The sequence below is a fragment of the Methylobacterium sp. genome (assembly GCF_019750675.1).
Lineage (GTDB): Bacteria > Pseudomonadota > Alphaproteobacteria > Rhizobiales > Beijerinckiaceae > Methylobacterium.
Genome location: NZ_JAIEOF010000151.1, coordinates 1 through 23908 on the forward strand (window position 1 = coordinate 1; position 23908 = coordinate 23908).

The following is a 23908-nucleotide window of genomic DNA, read 5'->3' on the forward strand; positions in this document are numbered from 1 at the left end:
ACGAAGCGGTCGGCCAGCATCGAGATGTGGACGAGGCCGTCCTGGTGGACGCCGATGTCCACGAAGGCGCCGAAGGCGGCCACGTTGGTGACGACGCCTTCCAGGCGCATGCCGGGCTTCAGGTCGGTGATCTTTTCGACGCCCTCCTGGAAGGTCGCGGTGCGGAAGGCCGGGCGGGGGTCGCGGCCGGGCTTTTCAAGCTCCGAAAGGATGTCGGTAACGGTGGGCAGGCCGAAGGTCGGGTCCGTGAAGCGCTTCGGATCGAGGCTCCGCAGGGCGCCCGTGTTGCCGATCAGGGCCTGGATCGGCTGGCCGGTGGCGGCGAGGATGCGGCGCACCACCGGGTAGGACTCCGGGTGCACGCCCGAGGCGTCGAGGGGGTCGCTGCCGCCGCGGATGCGCAGGAAGCCGGCGGCGAGTTCGTAGGCCTTGGGGCCGAGGCCCGGCACCTTCTTGAGGGCGGCACGGCTGCGGAACGGGCCGTGGGCGTCGCGATGCCCGACGATGTTGGACGCGACCCGCGGTGTCAGGCCCGAGACCCGGGCCAGCAGCGGCGCCGAGGCGATGTTCACGTCGACGCCGACGCCGTTCACGCAATCCTCCACCACCGCGTCGAGGGAGCGGGCGAGCTTCCCCTCGGCGAGATCGTGCTGGTACTGGCCGACGCCGATGGCTTTGGGCTCGATCTTCACGAGTTCGGCGAGCGGATCCTGCAGGCGCCGGGCGATCGAGACGGCGCCGCGGATCGAGACGTCGAGGTCGGGCAGTTCCGCGCTGGCGTAGGCCGAGGCCGAGTAGACCGAGGCGCCGGCCTCCGAGACCATGACCTTGGTGAGCTTGAGTTCCGGCTGCTTGGCGATGAGCTCGGCCGCCAGCCGGTCGGTCTCCCGCGAGGCGGTGCCGTTGCCGATGGCGAGAAGTTCTACCCCGTGCGCCCGGCAGTGCCTGGCCAGCGCGACCAGGGCGCCGTTCCAGTCGCGGCGCGGCTCGTGCGGATAGATCGTGTCGGTGGCCACCACCTTGCCGGTGGCGTCCACCACCGCGACCTTCACGCCGGTGCGGAAGCCCGGATCGAGGCCCAGCGTCGGCCGCGCCCCGGCGGGTGCGGCGAGCAGGAGGTCGCGCAGGTTTCCGGCGAACACCGTGACGGCGCCGGCCTCCGCCACCGCCCAGAGGCGGGCCCGCAGGTCCGTGTCGGTGGCGGGCTTCAGGCGGGTGCGCCAGGCGCGCCGCACCGTCTCCATCAGGAAGGCGTCGCCCGGCCGGCCCTGGTCGCGGATGCCGAAGGTTTTCGCGATGCGCAGCTCCTGCGATCCGGGTCGGCCCTTGGCGGGCTCCTCCCCGACCGCGTCGGCGATGGCGAGGTCGAGCACCTCCTCCTTCTCGCCCCGGAACAGGGCGAGGATGCGGTGCGAGGGCAGCTTCGTCAGGGGTTCGGCGAAGTCGAAATAGTCCGAGAACTTCTCGCCAGCGGCCGCCTTGCCGGGCTTCACGGTGGCGACCATCCGGCCGCGCTGCCAGCCGGTCTCGCGCAGGCCGCCCACCAGCTCCGGATCCTCGCTGAAGCGCTCGATCAGGATGGCGCGCGCCCCCTCCAGGGCGGCCTCGGCGTCGGCGATCCCCTTGGCCGCATCCACGTAGGCCCTGGCGGCCGCCTCCGGCCCCTGGTCAGGCCGGGTCAGGAGCGCCACGGCCAGCGGCTCCAGCCCGGCCTCGCGGGCGGCCTGCGCCTTCGTCCGGCGCTTCAGCTTGAAGGGCAGGTAGAGGTCCTCCAGCCGCGCCTTGGTCTCGGCGGCGAGGATGCGGGCCTTGAGCCCCGGCTCGAGCTTGCCCTGCGCCTCGATCGCCTCCAGCACGGCGGCGCGGCGCGCCTCGAGATCGCGCAGGTAGGCGAGGCGCTCCTCCAGATTGCGCAGCTGCGTGTCGTCGAGGGTGCCGGTGACCTCCTTGCGGTAGCGCGCGATGAACGGCACCGTCGCGCCTCCGTCGAGGAGGTCGACCGCGGCCTTCACCTGCCATTCCGCGACGCCAAGCTCGGCGGCGAGACTCGTATTGATGGCGGCCATGCGGGTTCTCCCAGGAGGCCGGGCTGTCTACAGGGCGCCGCGCCGGATGGTCAAACCGGGCGGGCGGCTCGCCGCGCACCCGAACGGCCTCGGAGCATTCGCGTCTGTCCCGGTCCGGTCATGCGGACCTCGCGAGCCACGGCAGGACACCGCAAGCATTCGGATGTCAATCCTTCAAACCTCGTACAGAATCGGCATAAATATCAATATTCGCGCATTGCCGGAGCCTGAGAATCGAAATAACCCTGAGTGGGCTCGGCCACGACCAAGTGTTCAGAGCACCCATGCCAATGGAGGCTCCCATGCGTTCGCTGACGACGCTTGGCATTGCATGCGCGATGGCGGCTGCCGCCTTCGGGATCACGATGCTCACGAAACCGCCCGTCTCGCAGGCGCGCGCCATCTCCTCGATCGATACCTACGCGCTCACCCTCAGCGCCCGTCCGCTCGACGGGCAGAACTACGATTGCAACTGAGTTCGGCCCGCCGCGTCCCACCCGGCATCGAAGGGCCGCCGTCGCTGCGGCGCGGCGGCTCGTCCCGCTCGACTCCCGGCCGTCAGGCCGGGCTGTCCCAGGTCTCGGTCAGTACCGCGCCGTCCCGGCTCAGGCGGGCGCGCAGGACGACGTCTCCGGCCGGCGGCGACGCGGGCGGGCGCCACTCCACGTAGAGGCGCCAGCCGCCGGTCTGGGGCACGAACTCCACCACCGGATCGACCATCGTGCCGGCACTGGCCGAGACGTCGGCGCTCAACCGCGCGGCCCGGTCGACGGGCAGGCCGGGTCCCTCGAAATCCACGACGTAGAGGCGCCGCCCCGGGCTCGGCGGCGTGGTCGGGCGCAGGCGCTCGGCCGAGCCGACGCGGGTGGAGACCACGCGGGCGAGGGTTCCGGGCACGGTCGCCACCGGTTCGGCATCCACCGTGGTCAGGCTGTAGCGCAGCGCCCGTTCCGCGCCGGCCGGCACGGGGGCCGCGGGCACGAAGGCCGCCACGATGTTGTCCATGTACTCCTCCCGGGACGGGATCTCGAAGAGCTGGACCGCGCCGCGCCCGAACCCCTCCTCCGGCGTCACCCAGAGCCCGGGCCGCGCCTCGTGCCGGGCCTGCACGTCGAGATAGGCCGGAAAGTCGCGCTCGCGCTGGAGCAGGCCGAAGCCCTCCAGGGGATCGGTGCCGAAGGCCGAGATCTGAGGCTGGGAACGGCCGTTGGTGAGCGGGCGCCAGAGCCGCTCACCGCGCGTGACCACGGCGAGCCCGTCGGAATCGTGCACCTGGGGCCGGAAATCGTCGAAGGGCTCGGCGCCGCGCGCGCCCGGCCCGTTCGCCCCGTGCAGGAACATGCTGGTCAGCGGCGCCAGCCCGAGCCGGTCGAGGGCGACGCGCGGATGAAGGGAGGCCTGCACCGCCATCACGGAGGGGTCTCCGGGCGTGACCGCGAAGCGGTAGGCGCCCGTCAGGCTCGGTGATTCGAGGAGCGCCAGGATCTCGATGGTGCGCGCGTCCTCCGCCGGCTCGCAGATCCAGAAGGCGGTGAAATCGGGAAACTCCTCCGCGCCAGGTCCCCCGGTGCGGATCGCGGCCCCCCGGGCGGAGAGGCCGTATTCCTGGCCGAAGCCACGCAGCCGGAAGTACGAGGCGCCGAGGAAGACCAGGAACTCCTCCTGGTTCGCGGGCGCGCCCGCATCGAAGGCGTAGTGCAGGCGAAAGCCCGCGAAGCCGAGATCGGGGGCGAAGGCCTGTCCCGTCAGGTCGGAGCCAAGGTCGAACAGGTCCGGCGCATAGGCGATCGGCCGGGCCGGCCCCTGGCGCGGCTGCAGGAACAGGTCCACGCGCTTGCGCTGCAGGAAGCCGCGATGGAACAGCTGGGCGGAGAAGTGGCGTCCGAGGCGCGGGCTCGCCCCGGGGCGGAAGGTGATGGCCCGGTAGCCGTCGTAGGAGAGGCCCGCCAGGGCCGGGGGCAGATCCTCCGGCGGCGGCCGGTACGGATTTGCCGCCAGGGTGCGCGCCTTCGCCCGCAGGCCATCGAATGTTATGGGATCGGCTGCCGCGGGATTCGGGGCGGCCTCCGTTCGGGCGGCATTCAGATCGTGCGCGCTAGGGAGAACCATCCCCAAGGCCACGCTCAGCGTGGTCCGCAGGGTCTGCCGCCGCGAGGGGAATTCGGTGCATCCGGGTTCATCGAGCCCCTTGCCTTCGCCCATCGGTTCCCCTTCGCCGGCTGGTTCCGGTGACGGATCACGGTGTCACCCCTCCTTCGAGTTCGCCGCATCCCATGCCCCAGAGCCTCGAGTCTCAACGGTTGTCGCACGACGCCCCGGCGGCTGAAATCCCGGGTCCGGCGAAAATCGCGATGCCGAGCCTGGATCGGTCCCGCTCGTACCTGGCCCGCCGGCTGCTGCTGGCCCTGCCCCCCCTGGCCCTGGGTGCCCTCGTCACCGCCCTGGCACTGGCCGCCTACGGCCGGCCGGCCGGCCTCCTCGACGGCGCGGTCCTGGCGCTGTTCGCCCTCGTCATGACCTGGCAGGCCTTCGTGGCGTGGCAGTACGTCTACGGCCTGGCCGCGACCGCCCTCGGGGACCGGGCCCTGTCCGAGCTGGAGCGGCGCTCCCTCACCGTGCCGGCGGAAGCCTCGGGCCTGAGCCGCACCGCCGCGGTGGTGGCGATCCATGCCGAGGATGCGGTGGCGGTGTTCGCGGCGCTCCGCGTCATGGCCCGCTCGCTCCAGCGCGCCGGGGGCGAGGGCGGCGACATCGACATCTTCGTCCTCTCCGATACCCGCGACGGCGCCATCGCGGCGGTGGAGGAGCACGAATTCGCCCGCATCGAGGCCTGGACCCGCCAGCACGGCCCCGGCCTGCCGCGCATCCGCTATCGCCGGCGCCGGGACAATGCGGGCCGCAAGGCCGGCAACATCACCGAGTTCTGCAAGACCTACGGGTCCGAATACGACTTCATGATCGTGCTCGACGCGGACAGCCTGATGACCGGCCCCGCCATGCGCCGCCTCGCGCGGCTGATGGAGGAAAGCCCCCGCGTCGGCCTGATCCAGACCGTGTCCTACGCCACCGGGCGCGACACCCTGTTCGCTCGCATCCAGCAATTCGCCGTGCGGCTCTACGCGCCGCTCGCCATCCGATGCCTGGAAACCTGGCAGGGGCCGGACGGCAGCTATTGGGGTCACAACGCGATTGTGCGCATCGCGGCCTTCGCCGACAACGCCGAGCTGCCCGTCCTGCCCGGCAAGGCGCCGCTGGGCGGAGAGATCCTGTGCCACGACATCGTCGAGGGCGCGCTCCTGCGGCGGGCCGGCTGGGAGGTCCGCCTGCTGCCGGAGATGGGCGGCACCTGGGAAGAGATGCCGACGAATCTCGTCGACCTCCTCGGGCGCGAGCGGCGCTGGTGCCAGGGCAACATGCAGCACCTGCGCGTCACCGCGATGCCGGGCCTGCGCCCGGCCAGCCGCTGGCACCTCATCGTCGGCATCCTGTCCTACATGGCCTGCCCCCTCTGGGTGCTGTTCCTCGCCCTCGGGACGCTCCAGGCGGCGCGGACGGGCGACCTCGGCCTGCTCGCCTACGGATTCACCGGCTCGGGCGCCGCCGCCCACGCCCTGGCGGGGCTCGTCGTCACGATCCTGGCCGTTCCGAAACTCCTCAGCCTCGGCCACGTGCTGGCCTCGGCCGAGCGCCGGGCGGCGTTCGGCGGCACCGCCTCGCTCCTCAAGAGTGCCGTGCTGGAACAGGCGATCTGGGTCCTGCTCTGGCCCGTGATGACGCTGTTCGCGGCGGGCGCCATCGTCACCACCTTCGTCGGCCGGGTCGTGCGCTGGGACGCACAGGTGCGCGATGACCGCCGGGTGCCCTGGGCCGAGGCCTGCCGGCTCCAGGTCGACACCCTGGTCGCCGGTGCGCTGCTGACGGGCGGCCTGCTCTGGGCCGGCAACGCCTGGCTCGCCCTCTGGATGGCCCCGGTGGCCCTCGGCCTGCTCTCGAGCCCGGCCCAGAGCGTGCTCACGAGCAGCGCCCGCCTCGGTCGGCGCTCGCAGGCGTGGCGCCTGTTCCTCACGGTGGACGACACCGACCGCGCCCCGGAACTTACCGCCCTCGGCCAGAGCCGGGGCGGCGGGGTGCCGGAGGCCGAGCGCGGCCGGCCCCCGGCCGCCTGGATCGCCGACGAGGTGCCCGCCTCATCGACCTGAGACGGAGTTCGGAGCGTCCTTGTACCGGACCTCGATGATCTCGAGTCATCGAGGTCCGCCCGCGCGGCGGCGGTTGTCCGCCGGACCTCCAGTGGGGCTGACCTATCAGTCAGCCCCACTGATACGATTTCCGGCCGAATCGTTCGGGTTCTGGCGCGGGTCCCCTCTCCTGAAAGGAGAGGGACAGGGTGAGGTGTGTGACCTTTCCGGATGTGGACCACACCTCACCCCCACCCTCTCCTTCCAGGAGAGGGAGCATGTCGCGCCCCGGCAGACCGAAGCCATCACCCGGACAACGTATGAGACCTCGTATCACTTGTCGTTGAGCACCTTGATAGGGTCAGTACGCTGGGACGGGCTCGGCTCGCGGGTGGCGCTGCCCGTCCCGGTGCCCTTGGCCGCATTCGTACCGCCCGAGGAGGCGGGCAGGCCGGTCCCGCTCGCGAGTTCGAGGCAGGTCACCATCTCGACGTAGGACGGGAAACCGCCCGCCTCGAACTGCTTCTCGCACTGGCGCTTGGCGGCGGGGGTGAACTCGCCCCAGCGGCGCTTGAGCTCGTCGCGCGAGGCGCGCTCGGAGCGCAGGCAGCCCTCCTGGCTGGCAGTGTCGCTGACGCTCGCCGAGGCCGCCGATTGACAGGTCCGGTTGATGTCCAGCTGCGGCGGCCCGCTCTCGGCCCGCGCGGCAGCACCGAGGAGCAGGAGGGCGAAGGCTCCGGTGAAGAGGACGGGCGTCGTCATGGTGGCGGTCTCCCGACGGGATGCGATTGTCGGCACCAACGCGCGAGGCCCGTCCCCGGCACCACCCGAAACGTCAGGCGCCCCGCAGGGCCGCGTCGAGATCGGCGAACAGGTCCTCCACCGCCTCGACGCCGGTGGAAAGGCGCAGGAGATCGGGCGGACAGGGCGAATCCGGTCCCTCCACCGAGGCGCGGTGCTCGATCAGGCTCTCGACGCCCCCGAGCGAGGTGGCGCGCTTCCACAGCCGCACCCGCGCCGCCGTGCGGATCGCCGCCGCCTCGCCGTCCCGGACCCGGATCGACAGCATGAAGCCGAAGCCGCCCTCCATCTGGCGGGCCGCCACCGCGTGGCCGGGATCGTCCGGCAGGCCGGGATAGAGCACGTGCGAAATGCAGGGATGCCCCTGGAAGCGGCGGGCGAGTTCGGCGGCCCCGGCCGCCTGCGCCGCCACCCGCAGCGGCAGGGTGCGCAGCGAGCGCATCAGCAGGTAGGCCTCGAACGGCCCCAGGATGGCGCCGCCGCTCGAGCGGATCGCGGCGAGACGCGCCCAGAAGGCGTCCGGCGTCGCCCCGGCGAGCACCCCCGCCACCACGTCGGAATGCCCGTTCAGGATCTTGGTGGCCGAGTGCATCACGAGGTCGGCGCCCAGCGTCAGGGGCCGGGTGTGGATCGGCGAGGCGGCGGTGGAATCGACGGCGAGGCGCGCGCCCGCCGCGTGCGCGAGACGGGCGGCCTCGGCGATGTCCGTGACCGTCCAGAGCGGGTTGCCGGGTGTCTCGCTCCAGACGAGCTTCGTCGTGCCCGGCCGGATCGCGCGCGCCAGGACGGCGAGGTCGTCCATGTCGACGAAATCGACCGCGATCCGCCGGCGCGGCATCTCGGCGCCGAGCCAGCGCTTCAGGCCCCAGTACATCACCCGGGGCGCCACCACGTGGTCGCCGGGCTCCAGGGCGGTGAACACCGCCGTGGCCGCCGCCATGCCGGAGCCGAACAGGAGGGCGCCGGCCGCCGCGTCCTCCAACATCGCCAGCACCGCTTCCGCCTCGCGCACCGTGGCGTTGTCGGGCCGGGCATAGGAGAAGCCCGAGCTGTAGCCGTTGTCGGGATCGCGCAGGAAGGTGGTGGCCACGTGCAGCGGCGCCACCACGCCCCGGGTCACGGAATCGACGTGGCCGAGGGCCTGGGCGGCGAGGCTGCGCTTGGCGAAGGCGGGCGGCGCATCCGAAGACCCGGTCGGCGCGTTCGGTTCTGACAGAGGGTCGGCCATGCAGCGTGTCCGTGAGGGTCGGGGTTCGGTTGACCGGCCCTCGCAGACCCGTGCACGGACCGCAAGCGGAGCCCGCGTCGCTTCGTCCCCAGGTCCGGTTCAGAGGCTAAGGAAATCCGTTCGTCATGTCCCGCGCGACCGCATCGTCACCGATCCACGTCCCCGCCGAGCCCGCCCTCGCCCTGCCCTGGCGGCTGGCGGCGGCGATCCTGCCCGTGGCCGCGACGGCCGTGCTCGGTTCGGCCGCCACGGGGCCGAACATCGAGGGTTGGTATGCCGGTCTGGCGAAGCCGTCGTTCAACCCGCCGAACTGGGCGTTCCCGCTGGCCTGGACGATCCTCTACGCGATGATCGCGCTCTCGGCCTTCCGGTTGCTCGGGGCGAAACCGCGCAGTGGCCCGACCGTGGGGGCGTGGCGCCTGACGCTCGCCGCGTTCGCGGTGCAGCTCGCCCTCAACGCCGCCTGGACGCCGACCTTCTTTGCCGCCCACGCCCTCGGGGCCGCCCTGGTGGTCTCGGCCGCGATGTGGGTGATGATCCTCTGGACGATCCGCCTGTCCTGGCGCTTCGACCGGGTGGCGGCGTGGCTGCTGGTGCCCTACGCCGCCTGGGTCGGTTTCGCCACCGTGCTCACCGGCGCGATCTGGCGCCTGAACTGAGGCACGCCGTGGCGGCCTACTCGGCCGCCTCGACGAAGACGGTGCCAGCGCGGGGGAGGTCCAGGGTGTCCCAGGTCTCGGTGAGCGCGGCCGTCAGCTTCGCGATGCGGGCATCGTCGTGGAAGGGCGAGGGCGTGATGCGCAGGCGCTCGGTGCCGCGGGGCACGGTGGGGTAGTTGATCGGCTGGATGTAGATGCCGTGGTGCTCCAGCAGATGGTCCGCCGCCGCCTTGCAGAGTTCCGCGTCGCCCACCATCACGGGCACGATGTGCGTCTCAGTGTGCAGGACCGGCAGACCGGCGGCCTCCAGGGCCGCCTTGGTGCGGGCGGCCTGGCGCTGATGCGCCTCGCGCTCGCTGGTCGAGCGCTTGAGGTACCGGACCGAGGCGATGGCGGCGGCCGCGATGGCCGGCGGCAGGGCGGTGGTGAAGATGAAGCCGGGCGCGTGGCTGCGCACGGCGTCGCACAGGACCGCCGAGCCGGTGATGTAGCCGCCGACGCAGCCGAAGCCCTTGGCCAGCGTCCCCTCGATGACGTCGACCCGGTGCATCACGCCGTCGCGCTCCGAGATGCCGCCGCCGCGCGCGCCGTAGAGGCCGACCGCGTGGACCTCGTCGAGGTAGGTCATGGCGCCGTAGCGCTCGGCGAGATCGCAGATCGCGGCGATGTCGGAGACGTCGCCGTCCATCGAGTAGACGCTCTCGAAGGCGATCAGCTTCGGGCGGTCGCCCGCCGCGATCAGCAGTTCCTCGAGATGGGCGAGATCGTTGTGGCGGAAGACGCGCTTCTCGCAGCCGGAATGGCGTACGCCCTCGATCATCGAGTTGTGGTTGAAGGCGTCCGACAGGATGAGGCAGTTCGGGATCAGCTTGGCGATCGTCGAGATGCCGGCCTGGTTCGAGACGTAGCCCGAGGTGAAGACGAGGCCCGCCTCCTTGCCGTGGAGATCCGCGAGTTCGCGCTCGAGGTCGACGAGCGGCGAATTGTTGCCGGCGATGTTGCGGGTGCCGCCCGCGCCCACGCCGCAGCGGGCGGCGGTGCGGGTCATGGCGCCGACCACGTCCGGGTGCTGGCCCATGCCAAGGTAGTCGTTCGAGCACCAGACGGTGATCTCGGAGGTGCCGCCGTCGGGCTTGCGCCAGTGCGCGGTCGGGAAGCGTCCCGCGATGCGCTCGATATCGGCGAAGACGCGGTAGCGGCGCTCGCCGTGCAGGCGGTCGAGGGCCGTGCGGAAATGCGATTCGTAGTCGGTCCGGCCCGGACCAGTCGTGCCGGTGTGACACCCCTGCCCGGATTCCTGCTGAGATTCCTGGCCCGCTCCCTGCTTGGTGTCGCTGATCTTGATCGTCGCGGGCATGCGGTTCACGGGCATCCGTCCTTCACGCTTGGGCTGGGTGGCCGGCGGTGGCGTCGCGGCCTCTGGCGGGATCATTTCCACGCGGACCCTCGTGCGGGGGGCCCTTGCTGCAATCGGTCTCGTTGGCGGGCCTGGCGCGCACTCCGAGGGAGTTGCGACGATGCCCGCCCGGTTCCGGGTCTCCCCGACGCCCGGGTTTCCCCGATGCGGTGGCGACGATACAGGCGAACTTGGAATTGGTTCAAGTCGACATCCGCATTCCTGGTCTGCATCCATGGGCCGGGGGATGCAAAGCCGGCACGATGCCGTGGCGACGATGCGTCGCGCAGGCCTTCCCGGCACGCGGCGCATCGCGCTATGCCGATCCGCCAGCGAGACCGACGCGACCCATGACGGACGACGAGACCCGGATCGAGGACACGGCCGCTCCGAAAGGCGCGCAGAAGAGCGCCGCCGAGCATCGCGCCGAGCGCCTGAAGGCGGCCCTGCGCGACAACCTGCGCCGTCGGAAGGCGCAGGTTCGCGGTCGTTCCGCGGGTCCGGCCGGCTCTGACGAAACACCCGATTCCGAGGGTTAAGCAGAATCGGGTCCCGCGAACCTCCTTTTCGACAAAACTTGGCTATAACGGCGTCATCGGCAGTGGGACGGCCCGCGTCCCGATGGATCAGAATTTCGGATGTCTCGCGCCGCGACGCGCTGAGGGCGTCGCGAGCGAGCTTAAGGTTTCAAGAACGATGGACCGCATCAACATCATCGGCGGCCGGCCGCTGCACGGGGTGATCCCGATCTCGGGCGCCAAGAACGCCGCGCTGCCCCTGATGATTGCCAGCCTGATGACCGGCGAGACCCTGGAACTCGGCAACGTGCCGCGGCTGGCCGACATCAACGCGCTCCTGCGCATCCTCGGCAACCACGGCGTCGACCACATGGTGGTGGGCAAGCGCCCGGGCCAGACCACCGAGACCGGCCAGACCATCCGGCTCACCGCCTCCAACGTCATCGACACCACGGCGCCCTACGAACTCGTCTCGACCATGCGGGCGAGTTTCTGGGTGATCGCGCCGCTGCTCGCCCGCTTCGGCGAGGCCCGCGTCTCGATGCCGGGGGGCTGCGCCATCGGAACGCGCCCGGTCGACCTGCTGCTGATGGCCCTGGAGCGCCTCGGCGCCACCGTCGAGGTCGATGGCGGCTACGTCGTCGCCAAGGCCAAGAACGGCCTGCGCGGCGGCGAGATCCACTTCCCCAAGGTGACGGTGGGCGGCACCCACGTGGCGCTGATGGCGGCGGCCCTCGCCAACGGCTCGACGCTGATCGAGAACGCGGCGCGCGAACCCGAGGTCGTGGATCTCGCCGCCTGCCTGACCAAGATGGGCGCCCGCATCGAGGGCGCCGGCACGCCGCGCATCACGATCGAGGGCGTCTCGCGCCTGCACGGCGCCCGCCACGACGTGCTGCCCGACCGGATCGAGACCGGCACCTACGCCATGGCGGTGGCCATGACCGGGGGCGACGTCACCCTGGAGAACACCCGCGCCGACCTGCTGCATTCGGCCCTCGACATCCTCGCCACCACGGGTGCCGAGATCACGAGCGGCGTCGACACGATCCGCATCCGCCGCAACGGCGGCGGCATCGCGGCCGTGGACGTGACCACCGATCCGTTCCCGGGCTTCCCCACGGATCTCCAGGCGCAGTTCATGGCGCTGATGACGCTGGCCAAGGGCCAGTCCAACATCCGCGAGACGATCTTCGAGAACCGCTTCATGCACGTGCAGGAGCTGGCCCGCCTCGGCGCCCGCATCCGGCTGGAGGGTGATCTCGCCATCGTCGAGGGGGTCGAGCGCCTCAAGGGCGCACCCGTGATGGCGACCGACCTGCGGGCCTCCGTCTCCCTCGTCATCGCGGGCCTGGCGGCCGAGGGCGAGACCAGCATCAACCGGGTCTACCACCTCGACCGCGGCTTCGAGGCCCTGGAGGCCAAGCTCGCCCGCTGCGGCGCGGAGATCACCCGCGTCCGCAGCTGACGCGCGGGCTCTCCTCCCGGTCCGGGAGGAGAGCGAAGATGGATCAGCCGCGGATCTCGCCGCGCTTGGGGCCGAAGCCGGGGATCATGCAGCGGCACTGCGAACCCCAGGGCTGCGGCTCGGTGATGCAGTTGCCGCGCTGGGTCAGGCAGAGGCGGCCGAAGCGCTCGCCGTAGCCGCGGCGGGGGCCGCGATCGTAGCGGTCCTCGAAGTCGCGGCGGCGCTCGTAGCGATCCTCCTCGTAGCGGCGCTCGAAGCGGCGAGGGCGGTCGTCGTCGCCGTAATACTGGGCGCTGGCCTCGAAGGCGCCGAGGCCGGTGCCGAGGCTCGCCGCGGTGGCGAGCGCCAGGATGGCGTTTCTGATCGTGGTGCGCTGCATGGGATACTCCCCTCGATTGCTTCTGGCGGTCGCGCGAGATCTAGCGGCGGCGCCCTGAACGATCCCTGAGGAGCGCGCTCCTCAAGCGAGCAGGCGCGTCACGACGCGGACCACCGGGAGCAGCACCCGCGCGAGGCGGATCTGGCCGGGCAGCTGCCGGGGTCCCAGGGGACGATGGACCAAGCGCGGGCTGGCGCGCTCGGCCTCGGCCACCGCATGGCCCGCGAGCGGATGGGCGACGATGCGGGCAATCGCATCCGGCGGAATCCGCAGGGCCCGGGCCCAGCCGCGCTCGGTGCCGAGGCGGCCCGCCGCATGCAGCCGGCGCAGGCGGCGGCGCCAGATGTAGCGGAACAGCGCCCGCGGCACCGGTTCGAGGCGGGCGTCGCACAGGCTGTCGGGCTTCTCGCAGCGCGCCCGGATGGTGTCGGCGACGCCGCCCGGCGCCCGGCCCACGAGGCGCCCCGACACCGTGACGAGGATGGCCGGATCGTGCCGGACATGAAGTCCCTGCGCCAGCAGCAGCGCCACGAAGGCGCCGTCCTCACCCAGCGCGATCGCGGGCATGCCGCCCACCGCCCGGTAGGCCGCGACGCTGACGCTCAAGGTGGCGCCGATGGTGGTGCGGTGGCAGGGCCAGGGATCGTGCGGATCGGGGTCGATGCGCGCCTCGGCCTCGGTGAGGAGGTCGCTGTAGATGTCCTCCCGGTCGCCGCGCCAGTGCAGGGAGGGCGGCAGCAGGGCGCGCTCCTCCGGATCGAGCTGGATGCGCCCGGCCACCGCGTCGGCGCCCCGGTCGAGGGCCGCCCGGTTGCGCGCGACCCAGTCGGGCGGAACCCGGCTGTCGGCATCGGTCGAGAGGATCATGCCGTCCTCGCCGAGCCACTCGGCCGCCCGGTTCATCGCCTCGCGCCGGGCCCAGCCCGCATGGGCGCCCGCATACTCGACATGGGTGACGCGGACCGGCACCGACATCCGGGGCACGAGGTCGGCGACGATGGCCTCGGTGGCGTCGGTGCAGTTGTTGAGGAACAGCACCACGCCGAGGCTGCCCGGCGGGATGCCGGTCTGGGCATCGATCGCATGCAGGCAGGCGGCGATGCGCTCGGCCTCGTTGCGCACGGGGATCGCGACCACCGCACGGACTGCGGCGGCGGCCTCCGGGGGCGGACAGACCGCGCCCGGAAGGGACCCGGGAAGGGACAGGGATGCGGCCGACACGTCACGACTCCGTTCGCCGGCGAAGGCCCGGCGCAGTGCCGCGTCCGTAGCAGGTTGGCCGAGCGGGACAATGGCGGCGCGCGAATCCGCGATGTCCACCCGCCTGTTGCCGTGAGCGGGCCGCCTCGCTACCTACGGCTCCCAGACCGCGAACGGCCGAGCCCGCACCCGGGCCGGCCCGCCGACAGGAGCGCGACACCCGATCATGGAGCTTCTCAGGCTCGCCGCCCTCGACGCCGAAGACCTGGGCGTCATCTCCGCACACCTGCAGGATGCGATCCTGAAGGCGAGCGACCTCGCCTATCTCGGGGGCCAGCACCGCTTCGTCCTGGTGGCGCGCCGCTTCGACTGGTCGGCGGAGGACGGGGCGCCGCCGCGCCGCCGCCTCACCGGCATGCATTTCGACCGGGTGCTGCGGGTGCGCAGCCGCGGCATCGGCCCGGGGACGGAGTCCGATTCGCCCCTCGAACTCCTCGCCATCACCTTCGAGCCCACCGAGGCGCCCTCCGGCACCGCCACCCTGGTCTTCGCGGGCGGGGCGGCGATCCAGCTCGACCTCGAATGCATCGAGGTGCAGCTCAAGGATCTCGGGCCGGTCTGGGAGGTGGAGGGTCGGCCCGACCACGAGGCCGTGGCGGCCGGCCGCGCCGCGATCGCGGGAAACGTACCCGAGGGAAACGCCGGCAAGGGAAACGCCTGATGGTCCGTCTCGATTCCCGCGACGAAGACTTCGCCGCCGCCTTCGCGCGCCTGCTCAGCGTCAAGCGCGAGATCTCGGAGGATGTCGACGAGACCGTGCGGGGCATCATCGCCGGCGTGGTCGCGGGCGGCGACGCGGCGCTGGTCGACTACACCCGCCGCTTCGACCGGTTCGGCGAGGATTTCACCGTCGCGTCCCTGCGGGTGACCCCGGCCGAGATCGAGGCCGCCGTCGCGGCCTGCCCGGCGGACGCCCTGGAGGCGCTGCGCTTCGCGGCCGGGCGCATCGAGGCGTTCCACGCCGCGCAGGTGCCGGGCGACCACATGGCGACCGACAGCCTGGGCGTCACGGCCGGCTGGCGCTGGACGGCACTGGAATCCGTCGGCCTCTACGTGCCCGGCGGCACCGCGAGCTATCCCTCCTCGGTGCTCATGAACGCCATTCCGGCCCGCGTCGCCGGAGTGCCGCGCGTCGTCATGGTGGTGCCGATGCCGGAAGGGACGATGAACCCGCTGGTCCTCGCCGCCGCGCATCTGGCCGGCGTCGACGAGGTCTACCGGGTCGGGGGCGCCCAGGCGGTGGCGGCGCTCGCCTACGGCACCGACACGATCGCGCCGGTGGCCAAGATCGTCGGCCCCGGCAATGCCTGGGTGGCGGCGGCCAAGCGCCGGGTCTTCGGGCAGGTCGGCATCGACATGATCGCCGGCCCCTCCGAGGTGCTGATCCTGGCCGACGCCCACGCCAATCCCGACTGGGTGGCGGCCGACCTCCTGGCCCAGGCCGAGCACGACGCCGCGGCCCAGTCGATCCTGATCACCGATTCGGAGGCCCTGGCCGACAACGTCGCCGCGGCGGTGGAGCGCGCGCTGACCACCCTGCCCCGGGCCGAGATCGCCCGGGCGAGCTGGCGCGACTACGGCGCCATCGTGGTGGTGCGCGACTTCGACGAGTCGGTGCCGCTCGTCGACCGCCTCGCCCCGGAACACCTGGAGATCGAGACCGTCGACGCGGAGGCGCTGGCCGCCAAGGTGCGCAACGCGGGGGCGATCTTCCTCGGCTCACACACGCCGGAGGCCATCGGCGACTATGTCGGCGGCCCCAACCACGTCCTGCCCACCGCCCGCTCGGCGCGGTTCTCCTCCGGGCTCGGCGTCCTCGACTTCATGAAGCGCACCACGATCCTGCGCTGTGACCCGGCGGCCCTGCGGGCCCTGGGACCCTCGGCCATCGCGCTCGGACGGTCGGAGGGCCTGGAGGGCCACGCCCGCTCGGTGGCGATCCGCCTGAACCTGTGAGGGCCTGATGTCCGGCGCGGCCAAATCGAGCGAGCCCAAATCCCCCCACCGCCTCACGGTGGTGACCCTCGACGAGGAATCGATCGGGCGGGGCAACCCGGACCAGGAGCACGAGCGCGCCATCGCGATCTTCGACATCCTGGAGGACAACAGCTTCACGGTTCCCGGCCGCGAGGGCCCCTACGCCCTCACCCTCGGCCTCGTGGAGAGCAAGCTCGCCTTCGTCATCAAGCGCGAGGACGGCGAGGCGGTGATGACGCACCTCCTGTCGCTGACCCCGTTCCGCCGGGTGATCCGCGACTACGAGATGATCTGCGAGAGCTACTACAACGCCATCCGCACCGCCTCGCCGACCCAGATCGAGGCGATCGACATGGGACGGCGGGGCCTGCACAACGAGGCCTCCGACCTGCTGCGCCAGCGCCTGGAGGGCAAGGTCGACCTCGACCACGACACCGCGCGGCGCCTCTTCACCCTGGTCTTCGCCTTGCACTGGAAGGCCTAGAGTCGCGATCCCTCCCGCAGCGCGAGGCTGAGAAGAAGACCGGATGGCGGATCCGACCGGCCCGAAGAAGACGCGCGTGCAGTCGGTCCTGTTCATGTGCAACTTCAACGCCGTGCGTTCGCTCGCGGCGGAGGCGGTCGCGCGCCATTATTTCGGCAAGTCGATCTACGTGCAGTCGGCCGGGGTGCGCTCCGGCGAGCCGGCCGACCCGTTCATGGTGGCGGCCCTCGACGAGATCGGCATCGACGCGGCGCGCCACAAGCCGCGCACCCTCGCCCAACTCGAGGAGTGGGAGGGCCTGAACTTCGACCTCATCGTCACCCTGGCGCCGGAGGCCCATCACGCCGCCCTGGAGCTGACCCGCACCAACGCGGTCGAGGTCGAGTACTGGCCGACGCCCGACCCGACCATCATCCAGGACGGCACCCGGGAGCAGCGCCTCGACGCCTACCGCGACGTGCGCGACGGGCTGGTCTACCGGATCAAGATGCGGCTGAAGGGCTGAGCCGCCGGATCGACGTCACCGGGCCGTAGCTCTTCTCCCGGATGCGGGCGACGGCCTCGCGCAAGGGCTCCACCGCCACCGCCATGTGGTGGCCGTTGGCATGGATCAGGCGGGTCGCGTCGAGCATCAGTCCGACGTGGCCGCGCCAGAACACGACGTCGCCGCGGCGCAGCCCGTCGAAGTCCAGGGGCAGGGCCTCGCCGAGCCCGCGCTCCTGCTGGTCCGCATCCCGCGGCGCCGCGATCCCGGCCTGCGCGAGGCAGAGCTGGAGGAGGCCCGAGCAGTCGAGGCCGAGGCTGGTGCGCCCGCCCCAGAGATAGGGGGTGCCGACGAGGCGCTCGGCGGTGGCGGCGTAGTCGGGCTCGACCGCCGCGAGGGGCGCGCAGTGGCCGGCGAAGACGTAGCCGCCGCTCGCGAGCCGGAGATAGTCGCCGACGGTCTCCGTCACGCGGATGCGGGCGCCCAGGGTCAGCCATCCGCTGGCGGGCTGCTTCAGGTCGGGGCCCGGATAGAGGAAGCTGCGCAGGGCCGTGACGCGGTGCGTCGGCGCCACGGCGAGGCCGAGGGCCGCCTCGGGCAGGTAGCCGACATAGCCGTCATGGGCGAACTGGACGAAGACGAAGCCTTCCTCGGCGCCGTAGGCGGTCACCGTGTCGCCCATCACCGCCTCGGTCTCGAGGCCGGCGTCGAAGCGGGGCGTCCGGCGCAACGGGGCGGCGGGCACGACGACGGAGCGTTCCTCGCCCACGACGTAGCGGTCGGCCTCGACATGGCCGCGCAGGCGCGCGTCGGCGATCTCGGGCCGGGCCGGAACGAGGCGGAGATCGGAGAGATCGAAGGGACAGGCCAGCATGGCTCCGACTATCCGCCCCTGACGAACCGATCGCAACAGGCTGCGCAGGTCCGCGACGCGCGCGGCATTTCGACGCTCTGGTCTGCCCAATCCACCGGCAGGGCGCTTCTCGTCCATGCAGGTCTGTTCGCAGGGCCGCCCGCGCGCCTGATCGAAAATCGATCACGCCGCCGCGATGCATCCGACGCGCGGGTCGCCCGCGAACGTGTGCACTGCACAAACCGCCGAATCGCGCCTATGTTCGGGCGATGCCCCATGCGAGTCGCGCCGTGAAGAAGACCTCGAAATCCTTCCAGGATCTCCCGCCGATCCGTGTGCGGCGCGAGCCCCCGACCATCCCCGAGGCCGTCGCCGCGGCCCAGGACCTCGCAGACGACATCGAGCAGCAGGTCGAGATCGCCGCCGGCCTCATCGGCCTACCCGCGGAAGCGGTTCGCGAACACGTCGTTGCCGCCGCCAAGGCCAAGCCCGAGCGTCCCTCCGAGCGGATGCCGGAGCGCATCCTCACCGCCGCCAGCCCGAGCCGGGCGCCGCGCACGGTCATCGTCGAGCGCCGGACCCGGCCGCCGGTGATCGTCGAGCGGCGCGGACGCCCGCCGATCGGACGCCCCTGACCCGAGGGCCGGATCTGATCCGGCCCCGGGCTTCCGACCCTCACCAGTCCAACGTCTTGCCGGTATAGTCGAGATAGGCCGTGCCGGTTCGTCCGAACCGGCCCTCGATCACGTCCACCATGCCGGTCACGCTGGTGGCGACGTCGATATCGGCATCGGCCCCGCCCATTTCGGTGCGGACCCAGCCCGGATGCAGCAGCAGCACGCCGAAGCCGGCCTCGCGGTGGCGGATCTCGAAGCTGCGCACCAGGGTGTTGAGGGCGGCCTTGCTCGCGCGGTAGGTCTCCCAGCCGCCGGACTCGTTCAGGGCGACGCTGCCAAGGATCGAGCTCATGAAGGCGACGAGGCCGTTCGGCGTGAGCCGGTCGAGGAAGGTCTCGGCGAAGCGCACCGGGCTCACCGCGTTGGTGAGATAGACCTGGGCGGCGACTTCGCGCGGCACCAGGTGCAGCGGCTCGTGGGCCTGCGTCGCCACCCCCGCCACCACGAAGATCAGGTCGAAGCTCTGGCCCGCCAGGCGGTCGTGCAGGCCGGTCACCGCGTGGTCGTCGTCGATGTCGGCCGTCTCGACCGTGAGGGCGTCGGACCGCAGCGCGGCGAGGCCCGGGGAGGCCGAGCGCTGGGTCGCGGTCACCCGCCAGCCGCGCTTCAGGAAGGTCTCGACGAGGCCGAGCCCGAGGCCGCGCGAGGCCCCGACGACGAGAGCGTTCTTCTGGGCTGTCATGATGATCCGTGTCCCTGGTTGGCGAAAGGGCCGGCCGCCCGGGGGGCAGCGCCGCCCGTCCCTCGCAGGGGAGGTTGGACGGATGAGCGCGTCCGGCAATCCGGGCCGCCCGCGCCGAGGTGCGCGGGCGCACCCGCGCGGGCCTCAATCCGCCGTCTGCACCGACCAGGTCGCGTGCTCGATGCCGGGCATCCGCGCCAGGGCCGCCACCACGGCGTCGAGCTCGGCGCCGGCCACGGCCGTCGCCACCAGGGTCGCCACCACCTCGACGGTGTCCTCGCCGCGCTCCACCACCTCAATGCCGCCGACCGGGTACTGCGCCGCCTCCAGGCGCTCGACCAGGAGGTCGCGGGTAGGGCCGGCGGCCTCCGCCTGCACCGTCACCTGCACCTCGTAGGTCGCCTCGGTCTGGCTCTCGTCGATGGGCGCGCGGTTGATGGCGTTGACGAGGGGCCGCAGCAGGGTGTTGCCGGCGAGCACCGCGGCGGTGACGAAGGCCGCCTCCAGGGGCAGGTCGGCCCCCGCGAAGGCGCCGACGGCCGCCGAGCACCACAGGGTCGCGGCTGTGTTGAGGCCGCGGACGTTCATGCCCTCCTTCATGATCACGCCGGCGCCGAGGAAGCCGACGCCCGAGATCACGTAGGCCACGGTGCTCACCGCCCCGCGGGAGCCTTCCAGCCGCATGCCGAGGTCGACGAAGGCGGCCGCGCCCACCGCCACGAGGACGTTGGTGCGCAGGCCCGCCGTGCGCTGGCGGTACTGGCGCTCGGCCCCGATCAGGGTGCCGAGCGCGAAGGCGACGAGGAGGCTGACCGCCGAGTTGACGGCTTCGGGCAGCGGCCCGGACAGGAAGGGGATCATCGCCCTGCCCTGACGTCGTCCCGTGACGGCACCATGACGGTGCGAGCCGGATCAGGCCTGCGGGTAATCGGAGATGCCGCCATGCGCCGCCGACCACTTGGCCGGCTCGTGCAGGAAGCTCTCGACCTCGGCCAGGACCTTCGGATCGAAGTGGCCGCTCTCCTTGGCGACGTTGAGCACGTCCCACCAGGTGGTGAGGTAGTGGAGCTGGATGCCGAGGTCGGCCATGAGTTCGCGGCTGTTGGGGAAGATGTCGTAGAAGAACATCACGAAGCAGTGGTCGACCTGGGCGCCGGCATCGCGCAGGGCCTTGCAGAACAGCGCCTTGCTGCGCCCGTCGGTGGCCAGATCCTCCACCAGCAGCGTGCGAGCGCCCTCCACCACCTCGCCCTCGATCTGGGCGTTGCGGCCAAAACCCTTGGCCTTCTTGCGCACGTACTGCATCGGCAGCATCAGCCGGTCGGAGATCCAGGCCGCGAAGGGGATGCCCGCCGTCTCGCCGCCGGCGACATGGGTGATCGACTCGTAGCCGATGTCGCGCACGATGGTGGCGGCGGCGAAGTCGTTGAGCGTCGAGCGCAGGCGCGGATAGGAGATGATCTTGCGGCAGTCGATGTAGACCGGGCTCGCCCAACCCGAGGTGAAGGTGAAGGGCTTGTCCTGGTAGAAGTGCACCGCCTTGATCTCGAGAAGCATCTTGGCCGCCTCGCGGGCGATCACGGCGCGGTCGATCGGCAGGAAGGAGGTCGTCATGCGCGGGTTCGCTCTCGTGCGGGCGGCGGGCGCGGGCTTCCGTGTCCGGAAGGGGCCTCGCGTCCGTCTGAAGGGAGGGTTCTCCTTCCCGCCAACCGTCCGGGGCGTCAACCCTGGGCCTCTCCCGGCACGCGGCCCTCAGGCCAGGAAGGTCCGCAGTGCCGCCAGGGTCGCTTCGGCGTTCTCCTCGGCGAGAAAATGGCCGGACGTGACCTCGGCGGCGACGGCCTTCGGCGCGAAGGTGCGCTGCCAGGCGGCGAGCGGCGTCTCGGGCTCACGGTCGAGATAGCTGTCGCCGGTGAGGATCAGGGTCGGGCAGGTCAGTTCGCGCCCGGCGGCGAGGTCCGCGAGGTCGGCCTCGCGGTCGCGGGTGGCTCCCGCACGGTAATCCTCGCAAAAGGCGTGGATGCGCTCGGGCACGTTCCAGGCCTGCCGGTAGAGGTGCAGGGCCGCGGGCGCGAAGGCCTTGAGGGACGTGTCCCCGCTCCAGTCGCGCAGGAGCCCTTCGAAATAGGCGTCCGCGTCGCGGCCGATGGCCTGCTCGGGCCCCGGCGCGGCCTCGGCCAGGAAGTTCCAGTGCGAGGGCTTGCGCGGGTTGGCCTCGATCCGCTCCCACTGGACCAGGGTCGGCAGGATGTCGAGGAGGGCGAGCCGCGCGATCCGGCCCGGCTCGTCGAGGGCGAGGCGGTAGCCGACGCGGGCGCCCCGGTCGTGCCCGACGAGGGCGAAGTGGACGTGGCCCAGCGATTCCATCACCGCCACCACCTCGGCCGCCAGAATCCGCTTGGCATAGGCTTCGTGGCGCGGGTCGCCCTCCGGCGCGGCCGACCAGCCGTAGCCCTTGAGGTCGAGGCAGACCACGCGGTGGCGCTCGGCCAGCGCCGGGGCGATCCGGTGCCAGCAGGCATGGCTCTGGGGAAAGCCGTGGAGGAGGAGCACCGGACTCGCGTCCTCCGGTCCGCCGACGCGGGCGAAGAAGCGCCCGGCCGGAATGTCGATCCAGCGGGCGGCGAAATCGGGGAAGAGATCGGTTGTCACGGGCGGCGCCTCCGGCAGGGGCCGGGGGAACGCGCGGAGCGTGGCGCCGGTTCGCGGTCGCGGGCGGCGTCGCTTCGGCTGGAAGCGGGCGGTTTTTCAACTAAACTTACCACATCCTCCCGCCTCAGCAGGACTTTTCCCGATGCAGACCCGTTTGACCGCCCTCGCCCTGGCCGCCGGCCTCGCCCTGGCCAGCCTTGTTCCCGCCCAGGCCGCCGGCTGCTGCGGGGGCGGCGCCGGCATGATGTGTGGCAAGGCCAAGACGGACATGCGGGCAGGCGGGATGAAACCCTCCCGGACCAAGAAAGCCGCCTGTTGCTGCGAGGGCATGGCTGGCCATGGCGGAGCCTCGATGTCGAGGAAGCACTGAGCCGGACCGGACGAAGTCCCGGCTTGAGGCCGCCCGCGAAGTCGTGTCCGGACAGGGCACCCGGCCGCGCGCCCTGCGGCCACGCGGATACCGGGCCGGGATTGACGCCCGCCCCGCGCACCGGGCACACCCGAACGCTGCGGATCGCTCAAGAATCCGCACCATAAGAACATCACCGAGGAGACGCGCATGGACCGGCCCACCGTTCCTGCCCCGCAGGCGACCCGCACGGCCCGCGTGACGGGTCTCTCCGCATGAGCGGCGCGGCCCTTGCCGAACGGCCGGCGACCGGCGCCCAGCCCATCGATGCCGCCCTGCGTGCACGCATCCTCGCACTCCGCGACGGCCTTCTGCACGGGCTCATCGGCGCCGACGCCATGGTCGAGCGCCTGCTCATCGGTCTCCTCACCGGCGGCCACCTCCTCATCGAGGGTGCGCCCGGCCTCGCCAAGACCCGCGCGGTCAAGCGCCTGTCGGACGGGCTCGACGGCAGCTTCGCCCGCATCCAGTGCACCCCCGACCTGATGCCCGCCGATCTCACCGGCACCACCGTGTGGCGCCAGGATGCCGGCGACTTCGAGTTCCTGCCCGGCCCCCTGTTCCATTCCCTCGTCCTCGTCGACGAGGTGAACCGCGCGCCGCCGAAGGTGCAGTCGGCCCTGCTCGAGGCCATGGCGGAGGGGCAGATCACGGTCTCGGGCCACACCCATGCCCTGCCCGACCCGTTCATGGTGGTGGCCACCCAGAACCCGATCGAGCACGCGGGCACCTTCCCGCTGCCGGAGGCACAGCTCGACCGCTTCCTCCTCCACGTCCTGGTGGAGATGCCCGACGAGGCCGCCGAGCGCCGCATCCTCGACCTCGTGGAGGGCGAACTCAACCACCACGCCGAGGCGATGCCGGTGCGGCTGTCCGTGGAGGAGATCCGCGCCGCCCGCGAGGCGGCCCTCGGCGTCTACGTCTCCCCGGCCCTCAAGGATTATCTCGTGCGGCTGGTGGCCGGCACCCGCACCGACGCGGCGGCCCCGGATCTGCGTGCCGCCATCGAGCACCCGGCCTCCCCGCGCGGCACCCTGGCGCTGATGGTCGCCGGCAAGGCGCGGGCCTACCTGCGCGGCCGCGACCACGTCATCCCCGAGGACGTGGCGGAGCTGGCCGCCGACGCACTGGCCCACCGTATCGGCCTGACTTGGCGCGCCGCCGCCGAGGGCCAGACGGCGCGGGGCATCATCCGCGGCCTCGTCCAGCGGGTGCGGGCGCTCTGAGCGGAACCATGACCGTACCGAGCCCGGCCCAAGCCGAAGCCGCCCTGCCGGACACCGATCCGCTGATGGCGCCGGGCATCCACCTCTCCGGCGAGGCGCTGATGGGCCTGCGCCACCTCGCCCGGCGCGGAACCGGCCCGGCCACCCGGACGCTGGCGGGCCTGCCCGGCGGGATCGTGACGCGGCGGCGCGGACGCGGCTCAGAGCCGGACGACGTGCGACTCTGGTCGGAGGGTGACGACCGCCGGCACATCGACCGCAACGCCACCGCCCGCACCGGCATCCTGCACGTGCGCACCCACCACGACGAGCGCGACCGCGCCGTGGTGCTCCTCGCCGACGTCAGACCCTCGATGCTGTTCGGCACCCGCCGCGCCCTGCGCTCGGTGGCGGCGGCCGAGGCCCTGGTTCTGCTCGGCTGGCGCATCGTCGGCGACGGCGGCCGCATCGGCCTCGTGGCGGCGGGGGCCGGCGAGCCCGTGGTGGTGCGCCCGGCCGGCGGCGAGCGGGC

General features: G+C 72.0%; 25 protein-coding genes. 13 read left to right on the forward strand and 12 right to left on the reverse strand.

Annotated elements, in window-relative coordinates; all coding sequences use genetic code 11:
• Nucleotides 1-2066, reverse strand: a 2066-nt coding sequence (locus K2X24_RS07985) for a Tex family protein (protein WP_292496536.1), incomplete at its 3' end; no start/stop codon positions are given.
• Nucleotides 2067-2368: 302 nt separating this feature from the next.
• On the opposite strand from K2X24_RS07985, the gene K2X24_RS07990 reads away from it, so the two are divergent.
• Nucleotides 2369-2542: a hypothetical protein gene (locus K2X24_RS07990; protein WP_292496537.1), complete on the forward strand. Its 174-nt coding sequence runs from the start codon at nt 2369-2371 to the stop codon at nt 2540-2542.
• 82 nt (nt 2543-2624) lie between these two features.
• Here K2X24_RS07990 and K2X24_RS07995 read toward each other — a convergent pair whose 3' ends face one another.
• Complete coding sequence (locus K2X24_RS07995; protein ID WP_292496573.1) at nt 2625-4100, reverse strand: glucan biosynthesis protein; 1476 nt, start codon at nt 4098-4100, stop codon at nt 2625-2627.
• A 239-nt stretch (nt 4101-4339) separates the two neighbouring features.
• On the opposite strand from K2X24_RS07995, the gene mdoH reads away from it, so the two are divergent.
• Entirely contained in the window at nt 4340-6265 is a 1926-nt protein-coding gene (gene mdoH / locus K2X24_RS08000; RefSeq protein WP_292496539.1) for a glucans biosynthesis glucosyltransferase MdoH, read from the forward strand.
• Nucleotides 6266-6577: 312 nt separating this feature from the next.
• Here the strand turns inward: mdoH and K2X24_RS08005 are convergent, their stop codons facing one another.
• Both K2X24_RS08005 and K2X24_RS08010 read right to left on the reverse strand, forming a co-directional pair.
• Nucleotides 6578-7006, reverse strand: a complete 429-nt coding sequence (locus K2X24_RS08005; protein WP_292496541.1) for a hypothetical protein — start codon at nt 7004-7006, stop codon at nt 6578-6580.
• A 73-nt stretch (nt 7007-7079) separates the two neighbouring features.
• Nucleotides 7080-8261, reverse strand: a complete 1182-nt coding sequence (locus tag K2X24_RS08010; protein ID WP_292496575.1) for a PLP-dependent transferase — start codon at nt 8259-8261, stop codon at nt 7080-7082.
• 137 nt (nt 8262-8398) lie between these two features.
• Here K2X24_RS08010 and K2X24_RS08015 point away from each other — a divergent pair, with 137 nt between their 5' ends.
• Nucleotides 8399-8932 carry a TspO/MBR family protein gene (locus K2X24_RS08015; protein WP_292496542.1) on the forward strand — a complete coding sequence of 178 codons (534 nt, stop codon included), beginning with the start codon at nt 8399-8401 and terminating at the stop codon, nt 8930-8932.
• Between the two features lie 16 nt (nt 8933-8948).
• On the opposite strand, the gene hemA is transcribed toward K2X24_RS08015, so the two are convergent.
• A complete protein-coding gene (gene hemA / locus K2X24_RS08020; protein WP_292496579.1) occupies nt 8949-10304 on the reverse strand; it encodes a 5-aminolevulinate synthase in 1356 nt (451 codons plus the stop codon).
• A 374-nt stretch (nt 10305-10678) separates the two neighbouring features.
• Here hemA and K2X24_RS08025 point away from each other — a divergent pair, with 374 nt between their 5' ends.
• Complete coding sequence (locus tag K2X24_RS08025) at nt 10679-10867, forward strand: hypothetical protein (RefSeq protein WP_292496580.1); 189 nt, start codon at nt 10679-10681, stop codon at nt 10865-10867.
• A gap of 157 nt (nt 10868-11024) precedes the next feature.
• Nucleotides 11025-12314, forward strand: a complete 1290-nt coding sequence (murA, locus tag K2X24_RS08030; RefSeq protein WP_292496545.1) for a UDP-N-acetylglucosamine 1-carboxyvinyltransferase — start codon at nt 11025-11027, stop codon at nt 12312-12314.
• Nucleotides 12315-12357: 43 nt separating this feature from the next.
• On the opposite strand, the gene K2X24_RS08035 is transcribed toward murA, so the two are convergent.
• Together K2X24_RS08035 and K2X24_RS08040 are read right to left on the reverse strand one after the other, a co-directional pair.
• The gene (locus K2X24_RS08035; protein ID WP_238281403.1) at nt 12358-12693 is read right to left on the reverse strand and encodes a hypothetical protein; all 336 of its coding nucleotides are present in this window, start codon (nt 12691-12693) and stop codon (nt 12358-12360) included.
• 81 nt (nt 12694-12774) lie between these two features.
• A complete protein-coding gene (locus K2X24_RS08040) occupies nt 12775-13830 on the reverse strand; it encodes a glycosyltransferase family 2 protein (RefSeq protein ID WP_292496582.1) in 1056 nt (351 codons plus the stop codon).
• Between the two features lie 289 nt (nt 13831-14119).
• Here K2X24_RS08040 and K2X24_RS08045 point away from each other — a divergent pair, with 289 nt between their 5' ends.
• Genes K2X24_RS08045 through K2X24_RS08060 form a run of 4 tightly spaced genes read left to right on the forward strand, consistent with a single transcriptional unit; the run spans nt 14120 to nt 16919 of the window.
• Nucleotides 14120-14614: a DUF2948 family protein gene (locus tag K2X24_RS08045; protein WP_292496551.1), complete on the forward strand. Its 495-nt coding sequence runs from the start codon at nt 14120-14122 to the stop codon at nt 14612-14614.
• Nucleotides 14614-15909 (forward strand): histidinol dehydrogenase, encoded by a 1296-nt coding sequence (gene hisD, locus K2X24_RS08050; protein WP_292496553.1) that lies wholly within the window; start codon nt 14614-14616, stop codon nt 15907-15909. The genes K2X24_RS08045 and hisD overlap by 1 nt, the downstream gene beginning before the upstream one ends.
• Nucleotides 15910-15916: 7 nt before the next feature.
• Nucleotides 15917-16414, forward strand: a complete 498-nt coding sequence (locus tag K2X24_RS08055) for a UPF0262 family protein (protein WP_238281397.1) — start codon at nt 15917-15919, stop codon at nt 16412-16414.
• 43 nt (nt 16415-16457) lie between these two features.
• Complete coding sequence (locus K2X24_RS08060; protein WP_238281395.1) at nt 16458-16919, forward strand: low molecular weight phosphatase family protein; 462 nt, start codon at nt 16458-16460, stop codon at nt 16917-16919.
• On the opposite strand, the gene K2X24_RS08065 is transcribed toward K2X24_RS08060, so the two are convergent.
• Nucleotides 16897-17772, reverse strand: coding sequence for a C40 family peptidase (locus tag K2X24_RS08065; protein ID WP_292496558.1), 876 nt, complete (start codon nt 17770-17772; stop codon nt 16897-16899). The two genes, K2X24_RS08060 and K2X24_RS08065, sit on opposite strands and share 23 nt — an antisense overlap.
• Before the next feature lie 248 nt (nt 17773-18020).
• Between K2X24_RS08065 and K2X24_RS08070 the strand changes: the two genes are divergently transcribed.
• Nucleotides 18021-18386 (forward strand): hypothetical protein, encoded by a 366-nt coding sequence (locus tag K2X24_RS08070; RefSeq protein ID WP_292496560.1) that lies wholly within the window; start codon nt 18021-18023, stop codon nt 18384-18386.
• Between the two features lie 40 nt (nt 18387-18426).
• Here the strand turns inward: K2X24_RS08070 and K2X24_RS08075 are convergent, their stop codons facing one another.
• From K2X24_RS08075 to K2X24_RS08090, 4 genes are all read right to left on the reverse strand, one after another.
• The gene (locus K2X24_RS08075; protein WP_292496584.1) at nt 18427-19113 is read right to left on the reverse strand and encodes an SDR family oxidoreductase; all 687 of its coding nucleotides are present in this window, start codon (nt 19111-19113) and stop codon (nt 18427-18429) included.
• A gap of 141 nt (nt 19114-19254) precedes the next feature.
• Nucleotides 19255-19971 (reverse strand): MgtC/SapB family protein, encoded by a 717-nt coding sequence (locus tag K2X24_RS08080; RefSeq protein ID WP_292496561.1) that lies wholly within the window; start codon nt 19969-19971, stop codon nt 19255-19257.
• A gap of 51 nt (nt 19972-20022) precedes the next feature.
• Nucleotides 20023-20724, reverse strand: coding sequence for an orotate phosphoribosyltransferase (locus K2X24_RS08085; RefSeq protein ID WP_238281380.1), 702 nt, complete (start codon nt 20722-20724; stop codon nt 20023-20025).
• 138 nt (nt 20725-20862) lie between these two features.
• A complete protein-coding gene (locus tag K2X24_RS08090; RefSeq protein ID WP_292496565.1) occupies nt 20863-21762 on the reverse strand; it encodes an alpha/beta hydrolase in 900 nt (299 codons plus the stop codon).
• A gap of 142 nt (nt 21763-21904) precedes the next feature.
• On the opposite strand from K2X24_RS08090, the gene K2X24_RS08095 reads away from it, so the two are divergent.
• From K2X24_RS08095 to K2X24_RS08105, 3 genes are all read left to right on the forward strand, one after another.
• Complete coding sequence (locus tag K2X24_RS08095) at nt 21905-22132, forward strand: hypothetical protein (RefSeq protein WP_292496568.1); 228 nt, start codon at nt 21905-21907, stop codon at nt 22130-22132.
• 254 nt (nt 22133-22386) lie between these two features.
• The gene (locus tag K2X24_RS08100; protein ID WP_292496570.1) at nt 22387-23397 is read left to right on the forward strand and encodes an AAA family ATPase; all 1011 of its coding nucleotides are present in this window, start codon (nt 22387-22389) and stop codon (nt 23395-23397) included.
• Between the two features lie 101 nt (nt 23398-23498).
• Nucleotides 23499-23908 (forward strand): DUF58 domain-containing protein (locus tag K2X24_RS08105; RefSeq protein WP_292496586.1); only part of this gene is annotated, 410 nt, incomplete at its 3' end.

What these genes read in the sequence shown, in the direction of transcription:
- K2X24_RS07990 (WP_292496537.1), top strand. Translation starts at nt 2,369, where the DNA reads ATGCGTTCGCTGACGACGCTTGGCATTGCATGCGCGATGGCGGCTGCC.
- mdoH (WP_292496539.1), top strand. Translation starts at nt 4,340, where the DNA reads ATGCCCCAGAGCCTCGAGTCTCAACGGTTGTCGCACGACGCCCCGGCG.
- K2X24_RS08005 (WP_292496541.1), bottom strand. Translation starts at nt 7,006, where the DNA reads ATGACGACGCCCGTCCTCTTCACCGGAGCCTTCGCCCTCCTGCTCCTC.
- K2X24_RS08015 (WP_292496542.1), top strand. Translation starts at nt 8,399, where the DNA reads ATGTCCCGCGCGACCGCATCGTCACCGATCCACGTCCCCGCCGAGCCC.
- hemA (WP_292496579.1), bottom strand. Translation starts at nt 10,304, where the DNA reads ATGCCCGTGAACCGCATGCCCGCGACGATCAAGATCAGCGACACCAAG.
- K2X24_RS08025 (WP_292496580.1), top strand. Translation starts at nt 10,679, where the DNA reads ATGACGGACGACGAGACCCGGATCGAGGACACGGCCGCTCCGAAAGGC.
- murA (WP_292496545.1), top strand. Translation starts at nt 11,025, where the DNA reads ATGGACCGCATCAACATCATCGGCGGCCGGCCGCTGCACGGGGTGATC.
- K2X24_RS08035 (WP_238281403.1), bottom strand. Translation starts at nt 12,693, where the DNA reads ATGCAGCGCACCACGATCAGAAACGCCATCCTGGCGCTCGCCACCGCG.
- K2X24_RS08045 (WP_292496551.1), top strand. Translation starts at nt 14,120, where the DNA reads ATGGAGCTTCTCAGGCTCGCCGCCCTCGACGCCGAAGACCTGGGCGTC.
- hisD (WP_292496553.1), top strand. Translation starts at nt 14,614, where the DNA reads ATGGTCCGTCTCGATTCCCGCGACGAAGACTTCGCCGCCGCCTTCGCG.
- K2X24_RS08055 (WP_238281397.1), top strand. Translation starts at nt 15,917, where the DNA reads ATGTCCGGCGCGGCCAAATCGAGCGAGCCCAAATCCCCCCACCGCCTC.
- K2X24_RS08060 (WP_238281395.1), top strand. Translation starts at nt 16,458, where the DNA reads ATGGCGGATCCGACCGGCCCGAAGAAGACGCGCGTGCAGTCGGTCCTG.
- K2X24_RS08065 (WP_292496558.1), bottom strand. Translation starts at nt 17,772, where the DNA reads ATGCTGGCCTGTCCCTTCGATCTCTCCGATCTCCGCCTCGTTCCGGCC.
- K2X24_RS08070 (WP_292496560.1), top strand. Translation starts at nt 18,021, where the DNA reads ATGCCCCATGCGAGTCGCGCCGTGAAGAAGACCTCGAAATCCTTCCAG.
- K2X24_RS08080 (WP_292496561.1), bottom strand. Translation starts at nt 19,971, where the DNA reads ATGATCCCCTTCCTGTCCGGGCCGCTGCCCGAAGCCGTCAACTCGGCG.
- K2X24_RS08085 (WP_238281380.1), bottom strand. Translation starts at nt 20,724, where the DNA reads ATGACGACCTCCTTCCTGCCGATCGACCGCGCCGTGATCGCCCGCGAG.
- K2X24_RS08095 (WP_292496568.1), top strand. Translation starts at nt 21,905, where the DNA reads ATGCAGACCCGTTTGACCGCCCTCGCCCTGGCCGCCGGCCTCGCCCTG.
- K2X24_RS08100 (WP_292496570.1), top strand. Translation starts at nt 22,387, where the DNA reads ATGAGCGGCGCGGCCCTTGCCGAACGGCCGGCGACCGGCGCCCAGCCC.